The 21,392-nt window shown below is 51.1% G+C and carries 12 protein-coding genes and 2 CRISPR repeat arrays; of the genes, 4 read left to right on the top strand and 8 right to left on the bottom strand.

The features are described from left to right. The first annotated feature begins 527 nt into the window (after positions 1–527). Together H6F94_RS18475 and H6F94_RS18470 are read left to right on the top strand one after the other, a co-directional pair. Positions 528–989, top strand: coding sequence for a hypothetical protein (locus tag H6F94_RS18475; RefSeq protein WP_190803694.1), 462 nt, complete (start codon positions 528–530; stop codon positions 987–989). 157 nt (positions 990–1,146) lie between these two features. After that, the gene (locus H6F94_RS18470) at positions 1,147–2,061 is read left to right on the top strand and encodes an isoaspartyl peptidase/L-asparaginase family protein (RefSeq protein WP_190803693.1); all 915 of its coding nucleotides are present in this window, start codon (positions 1,147–1,149) and stop codon (positions 2,059–2,061) included. 53 nt (positions 2,062–2,114) lie between these two features. Here the strand turns inward: H6F94_RS18470 and H6F94_RS18465 are convergent, their stop codons facing one another. Then, the gene (locus H6F94_RS18465) at positions 2,115–3,380 is read right to left on the bottom strand and encodes an ATP-grasp domain-containing protein (RefSeq protein ID WP_190803692.1); all 1,266 of its coding nucleotides are present in this window, start codon (positions 3,378–3,380) and stop codon (positions 2,115–2,117) included. A 320-nt stretch (positions 3,381–3,700) separates the two neighbouring features. Beyond that, positions 3,701–4,393, bottom strand: a complete 693-nt coding sequence (locus H6F94_RS18460) for a CHRD domain-containing protein (protein WP_190803691.1) — start codon at positions 4,391–4,393, stop codon at positions 3,701–3,703. Between the two features lie 1,476 nt (positions 4,394–5,869). Here H6F94_RS18460 and H6F94_RS18455 point away from each other — a divergent pair. Beyond that, positions 5,870–7,249 (top strand): R3H domain-containing nucleic acid-binding protein, encoded by a 1,380-nt coding sequence (locus tag H6F94_RS18455; RefSeq protein ID WP_190803690.1) that lies wholly within the window; start codon positions 5,870–5,872, stop codon positions 7,247–7,249. Between the two features lie 158 nt (positions 7,250–7,407). On the opposite strand, the gene H6F94_RS18450 is transcribed toward H6F94_RS18455, so the two are convergent. From H6F94_RS18450 to H6F94_RS18430, 5 genes are all read right to left on the bottom strand, one after another. After that, entirely contained in the window at positions 7,408–7,950 is a 543-nt protein-coding gene (locus H6F94_RS18450; protein ID WP_190803689.1) for a hypothetical protein, read from the bottom strand. Positions 7,951–8,656: 706 nt separating this feature from the next. Continuing rightward, entirely contained in the window at positions 8,657–9,268 is a 612-nt protein-coding gene (locus H6F94_RS18445) for a nuclease-related domain-containing protein (RefSeq protein ID WP_190803688.1), read from the bottom strand. A 108-nt stretch (positions 9,269–9,376) separates the two neighbouring features. Next, on the bottom strand, positions 9,377–11,977 hold the full coding sequence (locus H6F94_RS18440; RefSeq protein WP_190803687.1) for a CHAT domain-containing protein: 2,601 nt from the start codon (positions 11,975–11,977) through the stop codon (positions 9,377–9,379). A 24-nt stretch (positions 11,978–12,001) separates the two neighbouring features. Continuing rightward, entirely contained in the window at positions 12,002–15,034 is a 3,033-nt protein-coding gene (locus H6F94_RS18435; protein ID WP_190803686.1) for a beta strand repeat-containing protein, read from the bottom strand. An 865-nt stretch (positions 15,035–15,899) separates the two neighbouring features. Then, positions 15,900–16,511, bottom strand: a complete 612-nt coding sequence (locus H6F94_RS18430) for a helix-turn-helix transcriptional regulator (RefSeq protein ID WP_199320500.1) — start codon at positions 16,509–16,511, stop codon at positions 15,900–15,902. Positions 16,512–17,330: 819 nt separating this feature from the next. Here H6F94_RS18430 and H6F94_RS18425 point away from each other — a divergent pair. Next, positions 17,331–17,543: a hypothetical protein gene (locus tag H6F94_RS18425; RefSeq protein ID WP_190803684.1), complete on the top strand. Its 213-nt coding sequence runs from the start codon at positions 17,331–17,333 to the stop codon at positions 17,541–17,543. 351 nt (positions 17,544–17,894) lie between these two features. Further along, positions 17,895–18,511: a CRISPR direct-repeat array (repeat unit 37 nt; unit sequence GTCGCGAAGAACCTAAATCCCTTTGAGGGATTGAAAC). 110 nt (positions 18,512–18,621) lie between these two features. Further along, positions 18,622–20,238: direct repeats of the CRISPR family, unit length 37 nt; unit sequence GTCGCGAAGAACCTAAATCCCTTTGAGGGATTGAAAC. A gap of 84 nt (positions 20,239–20,322) precedes the next feature. On the opposite strand, the gene H6F94_RS18420 is transcribed toward H6F94_RS18425, so the two are convergent. Next, entirely contained in the window at positions 20,323–21,303 is a 981-nt protein-coding gene (locus H6F94_RS18420; RefSeq protein WP_277878118.1) for a glutathione S-transferase family protein, read from the bottom strand. Positions 21,304–21,392 lie beyond the last annotated feature (89 nt).

Raw genomic sequence — 21,392 nt, 5'->3', positions numbered from 1 at the left:
GAAAAGTCGGGGTGGCTAGGAGGGTGTTAAAATCACCCGTTAGCCGCCTGACTGGGGTCTTTCCAGTGGGGGGGTTAGCTGCCCAGAAGTTGACTTATAGCTTCTCGGCAGCGCTAAATTTTTTAGCGGTTTATTGATGATTGGCGATAGGCAAAAGCTCCAGTTTTTGCAATGCAGCCAAGATTAGCAGAGCAATGGGCGTTGCGCAAGCGAAATTGGGCCAGAGTTAGGGTAAGCAACCGTTAAACCCTAGCAGAGATAGGCTTTGATGGAGCGTCCCCCAATTCGCTATAAGCGTTATTTATAAGTGTTACTTGGTTTTGCTTGAGCATTTCTTGATTTCGCTCGAACGTTGAAGCATTTCGCATGAGCGTTGCTCGATTTCACTGAAGCGTTCTTTGATTTCACTCCTAAGGTGAAGCATTTCACTGAAGCGTTGCTTGATTTCGTTGGAGTGTTGAGGCATTCTACGGAAGCACTGGGGGATTTTGCTAGCTCATTGTTTTCTGGCTCATGGTTAGATTCCATTGCCCAAAATCCTGGCACGGCTCGACCGACCAGGGAGTATTCAGCTGATTGAAAACGACAGACTACATCTTGCTATGCACCGCACTAGCTACATCCTGGCAGCTATTGGCAGCCTAGGAGGCGCGTTCCTCCTTTGCTTACTCGGTATAGAACTGGGACGCCAGTACGCCATGCGTTTCATGCCCAATGCCGAACTAGAAGGCCTTGTGCCACCTACCTTGGGAGGAGCCATCGGCATCTGGCTAGGCGCAGTCTTGGGCTGCTGGCTCCTCTTACGACTTTGCGCTCAATCTCAGGCGGGACGGACTGCCTGGTTTCTCAGCGGTCTGGTGCTGCTGGGGTTGGTGGGATTCCCGGTCCTATTATCTTTTGCACCTGGGAGTGCAGCCCTATTTATGCCAATCACTGGCCTATGGCTGGTCGTTGCTGCGCTCCTTGCTCGCCGCATGGTGCTGTCTTGAAGGGCAGCTTGCTCCAACTTGCGGCATAAATCTTTGGAGAAGGCGTAGTTCGGTAGCGTCCTTTACTGCAACTGGGGGGAGATTACACAGTAGGCAGAAATACAGAAGATGAATGCACTCATAAAAGCAGTTTTTGAATCAACAGTAGGAGTAGCCTGTGACTTTAGCCATCATCGTGCATGGGGGAGCGAAAACCGTTCCCGGCGAGAAAGTTGAAGCCAATCATGCCGGTTGCCTTGCCGCAGTTGAGGCGGGTTGGACCGTGTTGCGGGCTGGGGGCAGCGCTGGCGAAGCCGTAGAAGCGGCCATCCGTGTCCTTGAATCTGATCAGACATTCAATGCCGGATTCGGCTCCACTCTCAACAGTGAAGGAGGAGTCGAAGTCGATGCAGCCATGATGGAAGGCGAGAAACTCAGTTGGGGGGCAGTGGCCGCAGTTCAGGGCGTGCTTCATCCAATTTCAGCCGCCCGCAAGCTCATGGATGATAAGCCCCGACTGCTAGTGGCTCAAAGTGCCGAGCGCTTTGCTGCCGACCACGGGATTGAGATGTGTGCCAAGGAAGATCTGATCAGTGAGGAGCAGCAACAGGAGTGGGAAGAGGAGAAGGAAGTTGTCGATCGGCCCAACACAGTTGGTTGTGTGGCTCTCGATGCTAAGGGAATCCTAGTTGCTGGAACCTCAACCGGCGGCACCACGGGCCAACCACAAGGCCGCGTTGGCGACACGGCCCTAGTTGGCTGTGGCTTATACGCCGACAATCACCTGGGCGCTTGCTCAACTACCGGCGATGGAGAATCTATCATCCCCGTCGTGCTTGCCAAAACAGCGATTGACTTTCTCAAGGGAGATACGCACCCGGACGATGCCGCCCGGATGGCGATTAACTCACTAGTTGAACGGGTCGAAGGCGAAGCTGGCTGCATCGTTCTGGACCCCCAAGGACGAGTCGGCTGGGCATATAACTCGTCAGACATGGTAGTCGGTTATATGACTGCCGAGATGGATCAACCAGTTACATTCATCAAGAAGGAAGAAGAACAGAAGAAAGAAGAGCAGCTCCAATCTGTCTAGCCCAGACTTACTAACTCTTCTTCTACCAACTTGATACACTCGGGGCCTGCAATCTATTGCAGGCCTTTACTTTGTAAGTTCTTCTCGATATGCTGCAAGTCCTCGACCGTTTCTCCAGCGACGATGCCGTAGATTTCGGTGTAGATTCTGCCGTATTTAACCTTCTCTAGCGCTGACAAAATCATGAAATCTTTGCGGGCCAGCTCTGGTTTGAGAGTTGTGAGAATGGCATCCAAAGTGCCATCCATCCGGTAGTCGCTGGAATACTTAGCAACCTCTTTGCCCAGGCCCAGCAGGGTGTGGCGCTGCAAGCACATGGGGGTCGAACCATTGACTCGGAAATTGGCATCAATAGCGTAAAGTCGCCCCTCCTGGTCTTCTAAAACATCAAAACCAATAAAGCCGAAATAGCCCTGCTGATGAGCATAGTGGCCAATGGCAGCAATCATGCCAGCAAACCGATTCATGTCCGTGTCGCCGTAGTGAATCAGCCCCCCCAAATAGTTACCTTCGGCAGTGACCATTTGACGAGTCGTGCCTACCAGAGTAATTTCTCCTGCCTTGTTGACATAGAACTGCACACAGTAGTTTTGCACAGTATCCTTGATGAATTCCGAGACAATAATGGTGTCCAGGAGCTTGATCTCAAGATATTTTCTCAACTCTTCAAGGCAGTAATTCAAATCGCTGGCACTTCTGATGATGTAAGTGCCTTCGCCTGAAAGCCCGTGCGATGTTTTGATCAAATAGGGAAATCGCTCTGGCAGCGCAATTTCTTCAAGCCTAGTTTCGTGCAAATGGTAGGTCTCGTATCGCGGGCATTGCACGCCCAAATCAGCTAGGGTCGCTTTGCTCAGCAGGTGATAATGGACATCCGGCGATACCGCATGTTTTCCAGGTTTCAAATGGTCGAAAGGAAACAGCGTGATCACCTTGTCAAAGCGATCCCCTCGGCTAAGCTCATCTAGATAGGTTGCGCAGTCTATTCTCTCCAGATTGTCATAGCTGAAACCAAAATGCTCCCGCCAGTAATCAACCAGCAATTTTTGCACTGAACTAATCACAACACCCGGCAAGGCATCACCTAGGACAGCCAAATTTTTCCAGGGTTCCTTCTGGCAAATCTTATCAAAGGATGTTTTGGTTGCTTCGCCACTACCATCTTGAAGAAAGTATCGTTGCGTGTTGGGGTAAGCGGCCCAACTCGCAGTTGCAGGATAATTCAACACAAATGCATAGCGTGCATCCGTGGTGTCTTGAGTAAACAGATCAGAAAGAGAACTTCCTTGAAAGTATTGAAAGTCATGGGCTGATTTCATAAAAATCTGCTCGAACCAAACGAAAGAGACTGTTGAATATATGAGGGGAATAATCTCAAAAAACAGTTACCCTATCATCTTCCCAAAGTTGCAGTAATAGCTTTCAATAAAGAGCTATAAACCTCCCAGCGCTACTAGAAAACTGGAGGCTGGATGGTATCTTCTGTTGCCAAACCGATGAACGAGGAGCAAATTTCTCTGCCTTTCTCTCTGATGCGTTCATCTCTTAAAAAAGATTAATAAACAGGCAAGCCACGAGAAATGTAGCGAGTGCCTTCACAACTGAGATGAAGGCACTCGCCAAGGCTCGACCTTGCAACCTAGATGCTGGGCTGTCTACGTCTCAACAACGAGCAGGCCCCTATCGCACCCAACGCCAGCGTACTCAGCACAGAAGTAGTTTCGGGCACTGGCCGAATCTGTCCTCGTAGTTCCCCATTCGCAAAAAAACGATTGGGGTGGATATTGGCATAGAGCTGATTAGACTTCAGGTTGCCAATTTGAGCAGACAGCGTAGTTGAAATCGAGCCGCCCGGCCCATCCGACTGCTCCCAAATCCCCGTAATCGTGCCACCGACAATGCCAGCAGGTGCATCAATTTGACGATCATCTGCGTCATCGGTCATAAATTCAGGACCCATTGGTGTGAGCACCGCATCCTGAATATCGAAGACTCTGGGGCCAGCGATGCCAACACCGCCCAGATGAAGATGGATTTTCGCCACATCATCGCCCGTATCCAGAGTCTGCGGGCTACCGATCAGGGAGCCCACGTCTAAACCCGTCAATGTGATCGTGTAGCTGAGGGCAGTTCCCGCATCATTGAGGCTGAATTCAGCCAAACCCGTTGCGTTAGAGCTAGTCGGGAAAGGCGCTGCTGGGTTGCTAAGGACTTCCTGATCGACGGTCAAAGTAGCCCTGAACAAAGTGGCACCACTGGCAGGTTCCATCGCAGCCAGTAGCCCAAGTGCTCCAATACAGGTAGCACCCAACACTGAAGAATACCTTGTCATCAAAACCTTATCTCCCAATATCGAAGTGTTGAGAACCGGGACGGCGAGACATCGGCCTCAAACTGCTCCCATGCAAATAGCAGCCCTTAAAGAGGGCTAGGAAGAGAGCAATTTGACTAGGCAAGGCTAATAGGTATTTGGAGAATATACTGCTTTAGGCAGAGATAAGTCAATTGTTTAAAAACCTTTACTAAAAAATGTGAACTATCCTAGTGCTCTAGGTTAAGCCCCCCTAGGAGCTAACCCGCGTATATCCAAACTTGTGTCGCAAATTGCACTGCAAGTGTAATTTCCATCACCATCGGCTGTGTTCTTCAGTCAACCGGAGAATTAATTCAAGAAATTAGTTAGGGAGCCAAAGAGAAACTAGTTTTACAGCGAAAAGCAACCTCCACAGCGAAGAATTGCTGGTTCCAAAGAAGGGTCTCTTCTAAAAGCTAAAGCAATGAACGTGTAATTTTGGTCGTACCAGAACACAGTCGTGTCGGCACAGCCAGGAATATCACGCTCTGCTCTAGGACAAATCTAAGACAAACCCATGCTGGTTTGCTACGGCAGCTAGTTCTTCCTGAACCCGAGAGAAAATTCTTCAGGTTAAATCGAAGGGCTCAATACGCTCATCAACTTGCAGCTTTTCTTGCCAATAATCTATGGTCAAAAAAAGCAAGCGTCCAAGTTTCAGCAATTAGTGAGCTTCTTGCAAAAAGGTAGCTAAATCTACACCATGCTCGATCACAGAGAGGCTGACTGCAACATCAAAAACTGGCTAGGAAGGAATGTCTTGGTCATATCCCACTCATACAGCTTGTGGAGATTATGAGCATCTTGATATTTGAGCTTGAGGTCAATTGAAATCAATGCCATGTAGATTTTTGAAGCCAAGCGAGGCTAAAAACCTCAGCGTGCAGCAATCTCCACAACCAAGGTTTAGAACTTCAGCCTGTCGGTCTTGACCGCTTAGCATCTGGGAGAGCAAAAACTGGTCCCAATTCTTCTGAATCGTGATGTGAGTGGGCAGGCCTCAGCGTTGCAATGACAAGGTCGCTTCTCCAATCTCTTGCCAGTTTTGCAAAACGTTGATCAGGCCGGATGTTTCCGCCAAGGATTATCGCTAAGATAAACCGTAGAACCAGAACGGTGGAGCCAGAAGTAGTGCTATCCTCCCGCAATGGTTCGGTTCTGCCCACAGAGTTACCAAATGTAGCTTGTTACACTAAAGTTTCATTACATTAACAGTCAGAGCCAAGGTCACTAGTCAGATCGCTAGCGATCTGACGGGGTAGAGATTTAGCAATGCCACCCAGTTTTAATCTACAGGCAATCATCGCTTAATAATGGTAGGTATTAATCTTTGATTAAGCCTTGCTTTGCAGAGGTTTGAGCCGGACGTTCCAACCGATATTCCAGCCCTGGGAATGCCCTGTAAATGATAGTTGTTTTTCGTTCCACTGTTGTTAAAAGCACTACCTCAAAATCATGTTGATTACTGATGATCTCCAGAAGTTACTGGACATCCTACCGCTAGAAACCCAACAGACTCTAGAACATCACCCGCAACGGGACCACTTGATTGAAGTAGTCCTGGATTTAGGTCGTCGTCCAGAAGCTCGCTTCCTCAATCGAGCTGAGTATCTCAGTGAAGATGGGGTCACCCCTGCCCAGCTGAGCTACTGCATTGAGCGAGTGGGTTGCTTTGGGGGAGATAACCGAGCGGGCATCGAGCGGACCCTGCATCGGATTAGCGCAATCCGCAACCGTAGCGGGGAGATCATTGGTTTAACCTGTCGGGTTGGGCGGGCGATCTACGGCACGATTGGCATGATTCGCGACCTTGTGGAAACCGGGCAGTCGATTTTGATGCTAGGCCGTCCAGGTGTGGGCAAAACCACGGCCCTGCGCGAGATTGCTCGGGTATTGGCAGACGACCTCAACAAGCGCGTCGTCATTATCGATACCTCAAACGAAATTGCTGGGGATGGCGACGTTCCTCACCCAGCGATTGGTCGGGCGCGACGGATGCAAGTAACCCAGCCAGCACTCCAGCACCAAGTGATGATCGAGGCTGTGGAAAACCATATGCCTGAGGTCATTATCATTGACGAGATCGGCACTGAACTCGAAGCAATGGCGGCCCGCACCATTGCCGAGCGAGGTGTGCAATTAGTGGGAACTGCGCACGGCACTGAGATTGAGAACTTGATCAAAAACCCAACCCTGTCTGATCTGGTGGGTGGCATTCAATCTGTAACCTTGGGAGATGAAGAAGCTAGACGGCGTGGCAGCCAAAAGAGCGTTCTGGAGCGCAAGGCCCCGCCGACCTTCGACATTGCTGTAGAAATGCTAGAGCGTGAGCGCTGGGTGGTGCATGAAAGCGTTGCTGACACAGTGGATCATCTGTTGAGAGGACGCCAGCCCAATCCGCAAGTCAGAACCACCAATGCCGATGGTCAAGTCAGCATCAGCCACAAAGTAGCAACTCCTCCAAAAGGACTGCTTCCTGCTTCTGAGTTGTCTTATTCGCCGTTTTACTCGTCTAAGTCAACATCCTCATCAAGGTCAACGTTGAAGTCCAACGGTTGGCACAGTGATGGACCGGTTCTCTCTTTGCCTAAAGCTCTACCTAAAGCAAAAGCGCAGAATCGGAGTTGGCCCTCCCGTCGAGACGAAATCGAAGCCTTAGAAGAAGCGCGGCTTGCCGTAGAGCGGATTGTGCTTCCTAAAGGACAGCCAGTCGATTTGCTACCCCGTTCTGCAGAAGTGCGAAAGATGCAACACGAACTGGTGGAGCACTATCAGTTGCACTCCGATAGTCTCGGTTCTGAACCCCACCGGCACTTGCGCATCTATCCGGCCTAACTGATGCAGAACTCATTTCTGCATAGCTGAGAGAAGAGCATAAATGAAAAAAGAGCAGGCCTAAGGCCTGCTCTTTTGCGATGAAATCTTCTATGAAATCATTCGATGGCAATTAGGACGGCAATCACTCAACGGGGCATTGAAGTGTTATTCGACCTCTACTCTATCGCTCTCAAAATCGAGAGTTCTGTGGTCACTCGCATAAAAGCCTCTGTCAAAGCCATTAGTTCAGCGTGATTCTGCTGTTGGGCACCAGTGAGGCAGTTAGGGTCAAGCTTTTGGAGGAATTCGTGCCGCTCTCTGACCTTGAGCAGACGGACACTCTGCCAGAACGAATCGTTAGCGGCGGTTTGGCTATCGTCGAGCAGCAAGAGCCCATCTTGCTGAATCACAGCAGCTAGCCCCGTCCTGTCCATGATCAGGTTCTTGATGCAGAGGCAAGCCAGGTCACGCTGCTGCTGGCTTAAGTTCTGCCCAGCGATGCGCTCAATGGTTAGCTCTGGGATAAAGTCGCCTTTGCTTAAATGCTGCCAGTCCAGGCATTCGCTAGCTATCACCTTGACTTTCTCTACGAAGTCAATCTCCTTCATCGTTAGTTCCAGGCATTCAACCCGGTCAAGACCATTGCAGTGATCTTCGATGAATGAGTATTCATACTCAGAAAAATCTAGTACTTCCAGCACTGTGCCAGCTAGCTTCATAGCTATCCCCGTTGATGTATGCCTTTCTCTACCTTCCAGTGTATGTAAGTTAGCTGAACGTGATTCAGTCAATTTGTATTTATAACTGTTAAGAAGTGTGAGCAGTTTACCCCTTCAGATTGTGAACAAAAATTGAGCACTTTTTGAGCTGGTGCAATTTATGTTCTACCGGCACTCTATAGGCATACCAACTGATCGAGGTCCAACGTTAAGCAGCTCTACCTGGTCGGGGGCTGCTTTTACTTTGGCTGTCAGTAGGGCGTGGCCGGGAGAGGCTGCACCTACACGTATCCGAAGCCATCAAGCTGGTGCTGTTGAGTAGCAGATACCTGGAGTTCCAGGTATTTGATCCTCTGGTACTCGCGTACCAGAAAAGGCACCATTTCAGAGGGCGTACGAAGGCTGAACCCGTTAACTGCTGACCCTCCGGCTGAGGGTCTTTTGCTGAAACCTCTGGGATACAGCAACCCGACAGAAAAATCCCCGCCCGGGTAAGGCAGGGACTAATCAACTGGTGGAATGGATAATTCCATCTCCATTAGATAATCAGAAGTGTATACAGACTTCTACCTATAGGTAGAGGTGAGTATCGGAAACTTGTATTCTTGCCAACACAGCCGCCAGAGCACGTAGCAGATACGGTGATGTGCGATACGGCAATCGGGCAACTGCTCTAGCAGCAGAGTGCAGAGCGCGTCAACTTGGGTCACTGCGCATCAAGCCGTTGCAAATATTTCACCACCTCAGCTTTGCCGAGCACATGGACACCCCGTAGTTTGTGAGGGGCGGAGACTGTAGCTCTTGAGAAAACAACCAGAGGGGTAACAAAGCGCAATTGCTTCTCGCGCTTGAGGGTCAGTGCCTGCTGCATCGCCTGATTGAGAAAGTCTTTTTCAAAGGGCTGGTGCCCTGAGCGCAAGCGGCGGTACAGGCTTTGTCCATCGGAGAGCACCTGGCCACCGTGGGATTTCACTTCGACTACATAGGCATTGCCTCGGGGGGACTGGAGAAAAGCATCGACATCGCCCACGCCTTTGACCCGCAGGCCATACTCTACTGTCCAGCCTTTGGTCCGAAGAGTGTCAAGCACCAGTGCAACTGCTTCTTCTCCCCTGGCTCCCTGGTCAGCACGGTCGGCTTTTTGCCAAAGGTTGAGACCGGTTAAAACGCATAGTCCCGCCAAGGCAAAGCCGCCCCAATAGAGAGCACTGGAGATGGCAACCAGATGGAGCGAGGCCAGATAGAAGGGGGCACCTGCGAAGACAATAGCTCCGCCAAAGGCATAGAACGCTTTGAGCCGCCGTTGTAGGGCAAGCATTCGTGGGTTTCTGCCAGCACGAGACATCAGGCACTTCCGAAATTCACTCTTTTACAATTCACCTTTTTACTGTGGGTCTCCCAAGGCCAGTTTCCTAAAGCTCTTAGGCTACAGCCAATTGCCGACCAGAACGTAGGGCGCCCAGTAGCGAGGGTGTTGGTAGCGAGGAATTTGTAGCAGTGTGAGTTGAGCTTGGCGCAGAGCCGCGGCTTTGGTTTGGCGACTTTGGGATAGTTGCTGGTAGAACTGGCCCATAAGCAGAGCGCTCGACTCATCATCCAGATACCACAGCGAGGCCAGGGTGCTGCGGGCTCCCGCTCGTACGGCCATGCCCGCTAGTCCTAGAGCCGCACGGCGATCGCCAGTTGCAGTTTGGCAAGCGCTGAGGACCAAAAGTTCAATCGCGTTGGGTCGGCTTTGGCCCCGGTTGCGCAGAAAGCTATCCAGTTCATTCACTTCGATCGCTTTATCCCAAGCCAGAATAAAAGTTTCCTCTGCCTTGGAACTAAATTGCCCGTGAGTTGCTAGATGCACAATCGGAAACGGAGACGCCTGAATCTGGGTTTGCAGAGCGGTTTCGGTGAAGTCCCGATTGAGAAAGACCTGGGCAGGCACTTCAGATTGAATTGCAGCCAGCTCTTGCCTCACATAATCCAACTGGGAAAAGCCATGCCGAGCCTCGCTCAATCCGGCAATCAGCGCTTTCAAGCTGCGCTGTTCTAGCGGTTTGGGATCTAGCAATTGCAAGCTAGGAGCTAGGGCAACGCCATAGTTTTGCACGAGGTATTGCTGCCCGTCATAGAGCGTTGCCATTGGAATATTGCGTAGGGAGCCATCGAGCACAAAGACCAGCGTTTTAACCTGGCTCCGGGCTAATTCAGTCGCAGCCGGTCGCAGCAGCCAGTCATACACTTTTGCGGATAAAGTTTGCACCTCCCGGAGCGTGTAGGGCTTGGTCAATTGCCGCCGCAGATCGTCAACAGTTTTCTCAACCTCTGTTTGAGAAATTTGAGTTTTATAGTGACGCAACGCTTGATGAGGCAGTTTGAGAATGACCTCTAAGCGATCCGGCAGAATAATCGGGTAAAAGACTGCAGCAGTCGGATCTTCCCGTTCAACAACCTGATCGACCAATACAGGTTTGGCTTCTAAACAAGCAACTCGAAAGAAATTGTCGAGTTCTGCCAGTTGTAACGACTCAATCACAGTTCGAGCCTGGGCCAACCGAGCAGGTTCAGGTTGGGCATTGCCTTCTGTTTGCAACAGTAGATCAACTAGCTGTCGATAGATGGGCTCAACTTGATCGCGAAATGAAAATTGAACCTCTGGATTGACCGCCACCAAATCGTTACGCAAAGCGCGCAAGGTATCAACCGCTTCGCTATAAGCGGCAACTGCTGCCGATGTTTTGCCCTGGGTCTTGAGCAAACGGCCCAGTTGCCATTGCCACTGATAAGCAATATCTGACGCATTGATGGTTTGGGCTAGCAGCAAAGCCTTTTCCGTGAGCTTTTGAGCCTCTGCCCACTGCTGTGTCTGCTCATATAAATTGCCCAAATTACCCAGGGCGTAAGCTTCACTACGCGTATCCCCCAAGGTTTTGGCCTGTTCAACGGCAGTTGCCAGTAAGCGGGCAATGTCCAGCCAGGCCGGTCCATTCGCGACCTGGGCTTGCTTAAGGGCGCTGAGGCTTTGGGCTAGGTCAATACGGGCATAAACGGCAGTACGGCTCAAGGGCCAGCTAGCTACTTGCGCTTGCAGGCGAGGCCACAAGGCCTGGGCTTCGCTCCATCGACGGCCTTCAACCAATAAGCTCAATTGATTGAGTTGAGCCTGAAGTTGAGTAGCGGAATCTTGCGACTCGCTTGCCGCCTGGGCATAAAAACGGAGAGCGGCTTCGGGTTCCTGTTGCGCCCGAACAACATTGCCTAAACTAAACAGGGCTTGAGCAATTGCTTGGCGGTCCGACAAACGCTGCGCCACACCTAAACTTTGCTGCAAACTTTGTCTGGCCTGGTTCAAATCGCCCACGACGCGCAAAGCATGACCTAAACTCAGCAAACTCGATGCCTTGAGCGAGGAATCAGCTGTTTGCTTAAGGTCTTGATTCGCCTGCTCCAGGGTAGCTAAAGCGCGACGATAGAGACCTAAGGATTGCAGGGCTTGCGCTTGATTGATTAAGCTGCGAATTTTGCCTGGGCCATCGCCTGCTTGTTGATAAGCAGTGGTGGCCTGCTGCCAGGTGCCCAAGGCTGTCTCAGCTTGTCCCAAAGCCAGTTGCAAACTGGCCTGAGTATTGAGTGCTTGAGCCAAAACTTTTAAGCGTTCGTTGGAAGCTTGAGTTCCTGCTCGTGCTTCCAGCAATTGCAAGCTCTCGCTAATGGCCTGCGTGGCCTCAGGCCACTGTCCCAATTGCTGTTCGGCCAGCGAGAAATTGCTCAAGCTCATCGCTTGATTCAGGTGGTCATCTTGCGCCCCGAAAACCTGAGCGGCCCTATGCCAAAGAGCGGCTGCTTCTGCATAGCGCCCGGCTTCATAGCGTTCTCGTCCTTGCTGAATCAATTGCGAGGGATCTGCATGGGTCTGGGCAAGACTTTTCGTGCCTGGAGCGGCAAGTAACAGAGCCAAAAGCAACCCCAGGCAACACCAACCGAGCCAGCCTAAAACGGGTTGCAGATTAGGAAAAAATACAAAGCGCCTTCTTGCCATGTTCGTTAGGCTTTCGCCCCCTCATTAAGCCCCACTGCAACTCATTACTCTCTGCCCACCTGACTGAGGAGCAGTTGGGACTTGAGCAGTTAATAGTACGTCGCCGTTGGCTGCAACGATCCAACCTTGTGCTTCGATAATGCGAGTGGGTTCGACTGGAATAGCTTTGGCCTGGGCAGGTTGAGCTGTGTCAGGCGGATTGGCAACAGCAGGGTGTGGTCTGCCCAAGTCTGCCAGAAGAGCTGGACTTCTGATCGCTTCCTGGGGATTGGGCGGCAGACCACCGCGCCCAGTGACTACAAATTGGCTTGCCGTTTGAGCGTTGCCAACAGGACAGCGTTGAGCAATTAAGGCGGTAACATCGACCAGCGTCTCTGGCAGATCAGTCAAACCTCGACTAGGGTCAGCAGCCAGCCGATCGACGGCCACGACGCCTTCTGTACCGAAGTCAGAACTGGCGGTGATGTCGCTGGCCTCAGTGGTTGTGCGCCGGAACTGGACCCCCAGGATGTCTTGCGCCCTGATGCGAACATTGCCACCATTGCCCAGAAAGGCATTGGCTGTGATGTCGCTGTTTTCTGTGGGAACTGCAAGCACGAACTGGGCATTGAGGTCGATGTTGCCGCCGTTGCCGCCAGCTTGAGCTGTGCCTGCGGTCGTGGTGATTTGGCTGTTATGACGCAGGGTTAGTATACCTTCCAGGTTTACCGCGATATTGCCGCCATCACTGGAGCGAGTTTTGGCACTGAGCGCCGCCTGACGATCTAGCTCCAGGCTGTTCGCCTCAATCCTGATGTCCCCGGCCCGACCGGAGCCTGAGCCACTGACCGAAACTTGAGCCCCGTCCTGCACGTTCAGGTGATCGGTTTTAACCTCAATATCGCCGCCCGCTCTGGCTCCCCGTGTTTCTGCAAATAAGCCACTGGGTCTACCATTGGCTGTACCCTCTAGGTTGATAGCGGCAGCGGCAGCGTTTAGAGTGCCACCTTGCCCCTGTCCAGCAGTGGAAGCAGAGGCGCGGGCTCCATTGCGGATGTCTAGACGGTCTGCGGTAATCTCCACACCGCCAGCAGCACCCCTACCTAGAGATTCGGTCAACAAACTGCTCGCAAGCCTGCCATCAGCAGAGGTGCCATTCAAGCGAATCGAGTTGGCATTCACCTTCAAGGTGCCACCTTGCCCAACCCCTGAAGTTGAGGCAGAGGCGCGGGCTCCATCTCGGATGTCCAGGCGTTGCGCGTCAATGGTCAATTGGCCTGCGTCACCGGCTCCTAGCGTTTCTGTGAATAAGCCACTGGGCTCCTGACCCTTGGGAGAACTGCTATCTGAGGTGCCAATTAACTCGACCGTAGCGGCATGAACGGTGAGTCTCCCGCCTTGGCCCTGCTTGGCTGTCGATGCAGCCGCCCGCGCTCCTCCTCGAATCGTTAGGTGCTCAGTCTCAATCGTCAATTGTCCGGCATCCCCAGCATCAATCATTGAGCCATTGGTACTGGTTGAAAAACCAATGGGGAAGGGAAAGGTATTGCTAGGTTTAACTCTGTTAACGCTGACAATATTATCTACATTAATTAAAAGGTTACCGGCATTGCCTGTGCCAGAAGACGCGGTCCGTAGAGCACTGTCAGTGAGGAACAAAGAATTAGCATTAATCTCGATGTTTCCACCCTGTCCCTCGCCAAAGGTCTCGGTAGAAATGCGACTGTTCGCTGCTAACGAGACATTATCTTGAACCTTGATCGTAACGTTACCCCCGCGTCCATCCTTGATCGTTCGGCCGGCTGTTAAAGCCAGAATCTCAGCACGATCTACTAAAGAGAGGGTTCTAGCTTCAATCTGGATGTCACCGCTATCACCAACCGGACCCACTGCTGATTCAGCAGCGCTGGAGAGACTGCTGCGATTGAGAGAGACAGAGCCTTGGGCTTGGATAGATATCCGTCCGGCATTGCCTGAGCTTGATGTACTAGACACTAAAGTAGACTGGTCGAGCGCAACCGATCTAGCCTTGAGAGCAATGTCTCCCCCCTGGCCTGAGCTAAGAGTCGTGGTCGAGACCGAAGCGTTATTGAAAGAGAGCGAGTTAGCGTCGAGAATAATACTTCCAGGGTTATCCGGGGAGAGTGCGCGGGTATTGAGAGGAGCGTTTACCCCAGCTTGTGTCCCTAAACTAGTGCTGACAATCGTGCTGTCAGTCGCCAATAAGTTGTTTGCGTAGATGGCAACTCTGCCACCAATAGTGGAGCTGGTATCAATTCTGGCGTCATTCGTCAAAGAGACATCTGCCCGTCCCTTGATAGAAGGCACACGCAAGCTCAAATCATTGCCCTCAACGGCCAAGCCGACCGTGCCCCCTGCCGATACTCCGGCTAGTTCCACACGCCCTGCGGGTGCTCTTAAGGTGCCACGGTCTAGGGCTACATCACCACCTATCAGCAACAAACTGCGCCCTGTTCGTACCGAGAGAGCAGCTCCATTTTCAACAGTAATCTTAGGATCTATAAGGTTTGGTGCAGTAGCAATTTGATTAAAGAGAAAGGCAGATGGATTGACAGTCAACAGTGGATTCTGAGGTTCTATGCCTGAGGTCAAAGAGAATTCACTACCGCCTGGAAACTGAATGCCGCTTGCAGTGGTGGCCACAAATGAGCCTGCCACATCCAAGCGAGCCCGTGGCCCAAAGATGATTCCACTGGGATTGATCAAAAACAGATTAGGAGTTCCCTGGTTCGCTCGAATGATGCCTTGGATATTGGAAGGGCTACCGCTGGTTACCCGCACCAAGATATTGTTGATTTTTTGGGTGTCGAGAAAACTGGCGATTTTGCCACTTGGGATGCTGAAGCTGCTGAAACTGTGGAACAAGTTGGCAGTGCTGGCATTGCCCGCTCTGGTCCCGCCTCGAATCTCGAAGGTTGAACCATTGACCCTAACCTGTGTGCCCAGATTCGTCTCCGGAGCTGTGTCGGGAACGACCTGGGCTTGAGCGGGGTTAGAGACCACTAAGATGACGAGTGAAACCCTGCCAACGATCCAGAAAGGACTATCCTCCTTCATAGGGCAAGCTGAGAATGAAAGCTACTTTTTGACTTCACGATCTAGTTGTTTCGTTTGAGAAGGTTCAGGGTCTGGTCGCTCAACCTGGGGAGGTTTTGGTTGTTCTACTCTCCTAGGGCCAAATAGGCGCAACACGGGTCTAAAGAGCAACAGCACGAAACTTCTGATGAAGAGAAGAGTTGTTATTACGATCTCTCTGAGGTAAGTGACAATCAGCTCTCCAAGATTGCTTTGAACGGCAAAGCTAAGCTGACAACTTCCACCCTCATAGTTAAGCCTAACCTCACTACTATCACCAATGTCGATGGCTCTGATGTCTTTGTTACTGGAAGCTACATACGTCAAGACACCATCAACGTTCTCATAAAGATAAACACTGGCTACTGCCTCAAGGGTGCAAGTGTACTGTGGCTCGGATGGAAAGGTTAGAACACCAGAGCAAGGCATTGCCTCTGGACCCCAAACTCTTTTGCCCAGAAAATAGAGTTCTATCAAACTCTCGGTTGAGCAGTTGTTGCAGGTAAAGCTGGTAAACCTAACGAGTGCCACTAAACTGATCTCCTGAGCTTCGGTTTCTGTTACAAAACGGCTAAAAAATGGTTGGCCTACGCCTCTGTATCTGGGAATGTCTCTGGGAAACAAAAGGCTGTTGGCATTAATATTCCAGGAGCAGGAAAGCGTTTGCCAAGTACCCTTCCGGGTACCCTCGCAGTTCACAAGTGGTAATACAAGCCGTAACAGTATTTAGGTGGATTAAGCTCTGCTAGTTAGCAGGGATATTAGCCTAGAAGTCTCGGCTCTAGGGCTTACACACACAGGGGGTTGCATTGATCTTACGCTAGGTTTTTCAACGACGGAAATTTGATCACTCTTCTTCATCCAGAGTGGCCTGACGCTTGGCCTGGATGTTCTTTAGATGCTTCTTGACTGTGTTGAGGGTGATGTAAAGTTTGTCTGCAATTTCCTGACGCTTGTAATTAGCTCGGTAGAGCAACCAAATTTCAGCTTCACGAGGCGTCAAACTGTATTCATGGGCTTCGGCAAGCGCCATGTTTTGTAGGGTCTGATAGCGATCTTCTAAGGTGACGAGAAGGCAAGGTTGCCGAATTGCTTCGGAGCGAAACCAACGTGCCCGAACTCGAATTGTGCTTAGCCGACTTGCAACGATATCGTCTTCAACAATTACAGGCTGATTAGGATATAGATCCCGGCTGTCGATCAGCGTTTGGCAAACGCGCCAGATTGCTTTAGGAACGTTTAGGGCTGATGCTCTACTTTGAATTAATTGGCTTTGAGTTAATTGGCTTGGAGCCAACTGATGGCAGATCCGACGGGCGCATTCGTTAGCGCGAATCCATTCGCCTTGCTCGCTCAAGATCAAAATACCGTCAATAAAGCCTTCAACAACTCCCTGAAGTAGGGTGCTATCAACAGGTCTGGTTTGCGCGTCGGGCCGCTCTAATAGGTTGGTGGCCATGTGCATCCTCACGGGCTGGACTAGATTTTCCAGAAGCAGCTTGTAGCCTCTGATCAGATCTCAAGCCCTGTCCGGGAAATTACGCAGCGTTGGCCAAATCTTTATTTCGTTCTCTCAAGGCTTTGGGAACAATAGGGGAGCGGCGGGTGTTGTCAGGGGTGAGCTGGGAGGATGCAGTTTGTCGGCAACCGCGCTCGGCTTGTCGGCAACCTCGCTCGGCTTGGCGGCAACCGCGCTCAGCTTGCCGGGAACCACGCTTAGGTTAACGGAAAGTACGCTTAGCTTGGCGGCAACCGCGCTTAGCTTGCCAGGAATCGCGCTCAGGTTAGCAGCATTGTCGCTGACCTTTAACAGGAACCTTGCTGAGCCTCAGAAATCTTATGCTGAGTCCCAGAAAATTCATGCTTAGGGCTTTACCCCTGGGCGGCTGCTTGCAGGTTTGGGCAGGGATGCCTGCGCGATAGATTCAGCAAAAAGTACAGAAACCTACTTGCTAAACTCAGCCAAGTTCTGTAATCTCTTTGCTAACCTATCCGGTCAGCACCTAGTAGAAGTGTAACTACCACTCCTACTAGGCTAACCCCCAAACTGATTAGGCCAGCCCGGAGGCTAGTGGGCAGTTTAACACTGCTATAACTCCCTCATTCTCTTTGGCGAAAGGTGCAAGGTGCGCGGTGGGCTAGGGCTAGCGGGGTCCAAACTCGCTATCCCGTCAAACCCAATATCCAAAGGATTTACCCCTATGTGGACAACGTTTGGCACCCTTGCAAAAGGGGAGCGGTTTTACTTTGCCGGTCATGCGATGACTCGCTAGGGTCGATGACCGATAAAGACCTTGCAAAAGGGGAGCGGTTTTACTTTGCCGGTCATGTGGCGATGAAGCTAAGCAGTGGCGGCATCAACACACCCGGTCGCTTTATGTGGGATGGCGAATCGGATCATGAGGGCTGGCAAATCTATAACGGTACGCGAGTGCAAACCTGCACTTGCCCACGAGAAACTGTAGCTTCGGTTGAGGAGGTCAGGTCATAACTTAGCGCCTTGAATGCCCAGACCCCCTTGTGTTTCTGGCCTTGGGGGTCTGGCTACAATTGCGGGACCGGCAAGTCGGAAGGTATCGGTCAAAGGTCACTAAGCGCGAATGGGTAGGTGTTTTGGCAAGAGTTTTGTCCGAAAGTGCCTACAAGTCCCATGCCACAAGGGTTTGCGGCTGGTGTAGCCCAATCGCGATTCGCGCAAGCGGTGAAGGGCTTGGCAGGTCTGGGTTTGAGCCTTGCTATCTCTTCTCTCCCTAATGACTTCCAAAGCCGCAAACGCTATACTCTCCTTGTCCCGCGCCTAGACCTTGAAAACCAAATACACCAAGCCCTCCAGCCGCCCGCAGTCGCGAAGAACCTAAATCCCTTTGAGGGATTGAAACACCAGACATATTGAAGCCTATAAGCTAACTAGCTGAGCCGTCGCGAAGAACCTAAATCCCTTTGAGGGATTGAAACCCATCATTTGCAGAGTGGGAATTGGCTGCATTCTGGTCGCGAAGAACCTAAATCCCTTTGAGGGATTGAAACTGAACTGATGAAAGTACAAACACAATACAAACACACGTCGCGAAGAACCTAAATCCCTTTGAGGGATTGAAACACGTTTTCGCTGTAGACGGCGCCAAAACTGAAGTCGTCGCGAAGAACCTAAATCCCTTTGAGGGATTGAAACCTCTTCTGGTCTGGCATTGCTGCTCTCGCCACAGATCGCGAAGAACCTAAATCCCTTTGAGGAATTGAAACTCGGGGGTAGTGAGCTTCTGGGCAGGCAATCGGATTATCGCGAAGAACCTAAATCCCTTTGAGGAATTGAAACTGCGATGCCAGCGCATGGAGGATCGCCTAGTGAGCGTCGCGAAGAACCTAAATCCCTCAAAGGGATTGAAACGAGACAATAGCTCAATAGCGTCTGCGTATCGAATGTCGCGAAGAACCTAAATCCCTTTGAGGGATTGAAACGAAGCCCAATTGCAGCAGCTTTTCAGCAAGCGGAAGTCGCGAAGAACCTAACTAAATCCCTTTGAGGGATTGAAACAGATGCTCAAGACGCTTACACCGCGCAGAGCAACAGTCGCGAAGAACCTAAATCCCTTTGAGGGATTGAAACTCTCGCTCTTACCCGTTCGTATATCGCATCGATGCTAGTCGCGAAGAACCTAAATCCCTTTGAGGGATTGAAACCGCTCTAACCGGATTAAGAACGTTTGTACTAGTATCGTCGCGAAGAACCTAAATCCCTTTGAGGGATTGAAACGCCAGTACCTGGTCTGCTATTTGCTGCTGCTGCTGGTCGCGAAGAACCTAAATCCCTTTGAGGGATTGAAACGTTCCCCTACCCGGATGAGCCGCAAGGGGGCTATGTCGCGAAGAACCTAAATCCCTTTGAGGGATTGAAACACCGGGCTACGCTCTCCAGACGACGCCGCCGCCGCAGTCGCGAAGAACCTAAATCCCTTTGAGGGATTGAAACCCCACCCTTACTCAAGCGGCACATCCACTGGCAGCGGTCGCGAAGAACCTAAATCCCTTTGAGGGATTGAAACAAGTGTGGTGAGATTATCGCCCGAGTAGCTGAACAGGTCGCGAAGAACCTAAATCCCTTTGAGGGATTGAAACTGGGTTTTTGCAGATACCCGGATGGAACACCCTAGGTCGCGAAGAACCTAAATCCCTTTGAGGGATTGAAACAAAGCGTCGCCCCTGGGGGCTACCGCATGGATCCAAGCGTCGCGAAGAACCTAAATCCCTTTGAGGGATTGAAACTTGTACTACACATTATCCCGTTAATGAGAATGGACGTCGCGAAGAACCTAAATCCCTTTGAGGGATTGAAACCGATAACGTAGTCCGGAGTCGTACAACCTCCAGAGTCGCGAAGAACCTAAATCCCTTTGAGGGATTGAAACATGCTGCCCCAGAGGCCACCCATATCGAGGTTGAAGTGTCGCGAAGAACCTAAATCCCTTTGAGGGATTGAAACCACTTTGCGGCGAGTGGTGACCAGCAAATCATAGGTTGTCGCGAAGAACCTAAATCCCTTTGAGGGATTGAAACAGAGCATTTAACTGAGGATATCAGCCTTAGCGATTTAGAGTCGCGAAGAACCTAAATCCCTTTGAGGGATTGAAACGCCTAGCAATTCTTTGTAGAGCAGGTCAGCGTAGGCAGTCGCGAAGAACCTAAATCCCTTTGAGCGGCTAGCTTATTTCGGCCAGGTCGCGAAGAACCTAAATCCCTTTGAGGGATTGAAACATAACTAATGGTGCCTTTACTGAGGGTGGTAAATGTCGCGAAGAACCTAAATCCCTTTGAGGGATTGAAACCACGTGTTCGGCCTGAGCGCCGACCGCACAGTTCCCAGTCGCGAAGAACCTAAATCCCTTTGAGGGATTGAAACGGGTGGGTGGGCTATGGATCACAGAGTCCTCAGATAGTCGCGAAGAAGCTAAATCCCTTTGAGGGATTGAAACATGCAAACACCCGGTTTTCTCTATGGCAATTGGGCGTCGCGAAGAACCTAAATCCCTTTGAGGGATTGAAACTCCATTGCGCGGTCGCCAACCACGATGAAGCCCGATCGCGAAGAACCTAAATCCCTTTGAGGGATTGAAACTTAGGCGGTGGCAATTAGCTTCGTTGCAGCCCGGACGTCGCGAAGAACCTAAATCCCTTTGAGGGGTTGAAACAAGCCGCGATATCACCAGCCTTTATTGCGAGTAGAGGTGAGGTCTAGCTAGTCAACTTAGACCCCTTCCTCTACAGCGAGCAAATCAGTCAAATTTCCTATCTCGGCCTCGGTCCCGGTGATGTACCGTGTCGAAATCGAGGATAGGACCTTTGGGCACGATGCGAGTTGGGTTGATGTTGGTGTGACTTCTGTAGTAGTGCCGCTTGATGTGGTCTAGGTTGCAAGTATCGCGCACCCCGGGTTGCTGATAGAGGTCGCGCAGATAGCCCCAGAGGTTGTTGTAGTCAACAATGCGGCGCAGATTGCACTTGAAATGGCCGTAATAGACCGCATCAAAGCGAAGCAGGGTTGTGAACATACACCAATCAGCCTCAGTGATGCGATTGCCGCAAAGATAGCGTTGTTGGCCCAACACGTCATTCCAATGATCGAGCGCCTCAAACAGTTCGGTCACCGCTTCTTCGTAGGCTTCTTGCGTCGTGGCAAAGCCTGAACGGTACACGCCATTATTAATCGGTTGGTAGATTGCATCGATTGTTTGGTCAATGCTCTCAGCCAAATCTTCTGGATAGAAATTAATATCTGCCTTGGCAAAATCCCCGAACTCAGTATCGAGCATGCGGATAATTTCACGGGATTCATTATTGACAATGGTCCCGGTCTGCTTGTCCCAAAGCACTGGCACCGTGACCTTACCCGTATAGTCTGCTACTGCTTTTGTGTAGATCTCGCGCAGATAACGAGCGCCATTGACGCTATCCGGGATGCTACCAGGCTCCTCAGAAAACTCCCAGCCATCCTCCTCAATCACAGCAGCAACTGCGGATAGGCCAATGACATCGTCCAGTCCCTTCAACTGCCGCAGAATAGCCGTGCGGTGCGCCCAAGGACAAGCCCAGGAGACATAGAGATGATATCGCCCTGCCTCAGCAGGAAAGCCACTGGAACCATCCGCCGTAATGCGATTGTGGAACTGGGTCGGCGTACGGTTAAACTTCCCCGCAGCATCCCGATCCTTCTCTTGATTTAGCCATTGGCCTTCAACCAGCATCCCCAGTGGCATAAGCGCTCTCCCATTACCAAAACATTGTGATCATAGGCCAAACGACTTAAAAGAACGCTTAACCAAGGCCAGAGTTTTAGATGAGTATT

This window comes from Leptolyngbya sp. FACHB-261, assembly GCF_014696065.1.
GTDB lineage: Bacteria > Cyanobacteriota > Cyanobacteriia > FACHB-261 > FACHB-261 > FACHB-261.
Note: the sequence above shows the minus strand (reverse complement) of the source record. Positions and strands in the feature narration are given on the sequence as shown.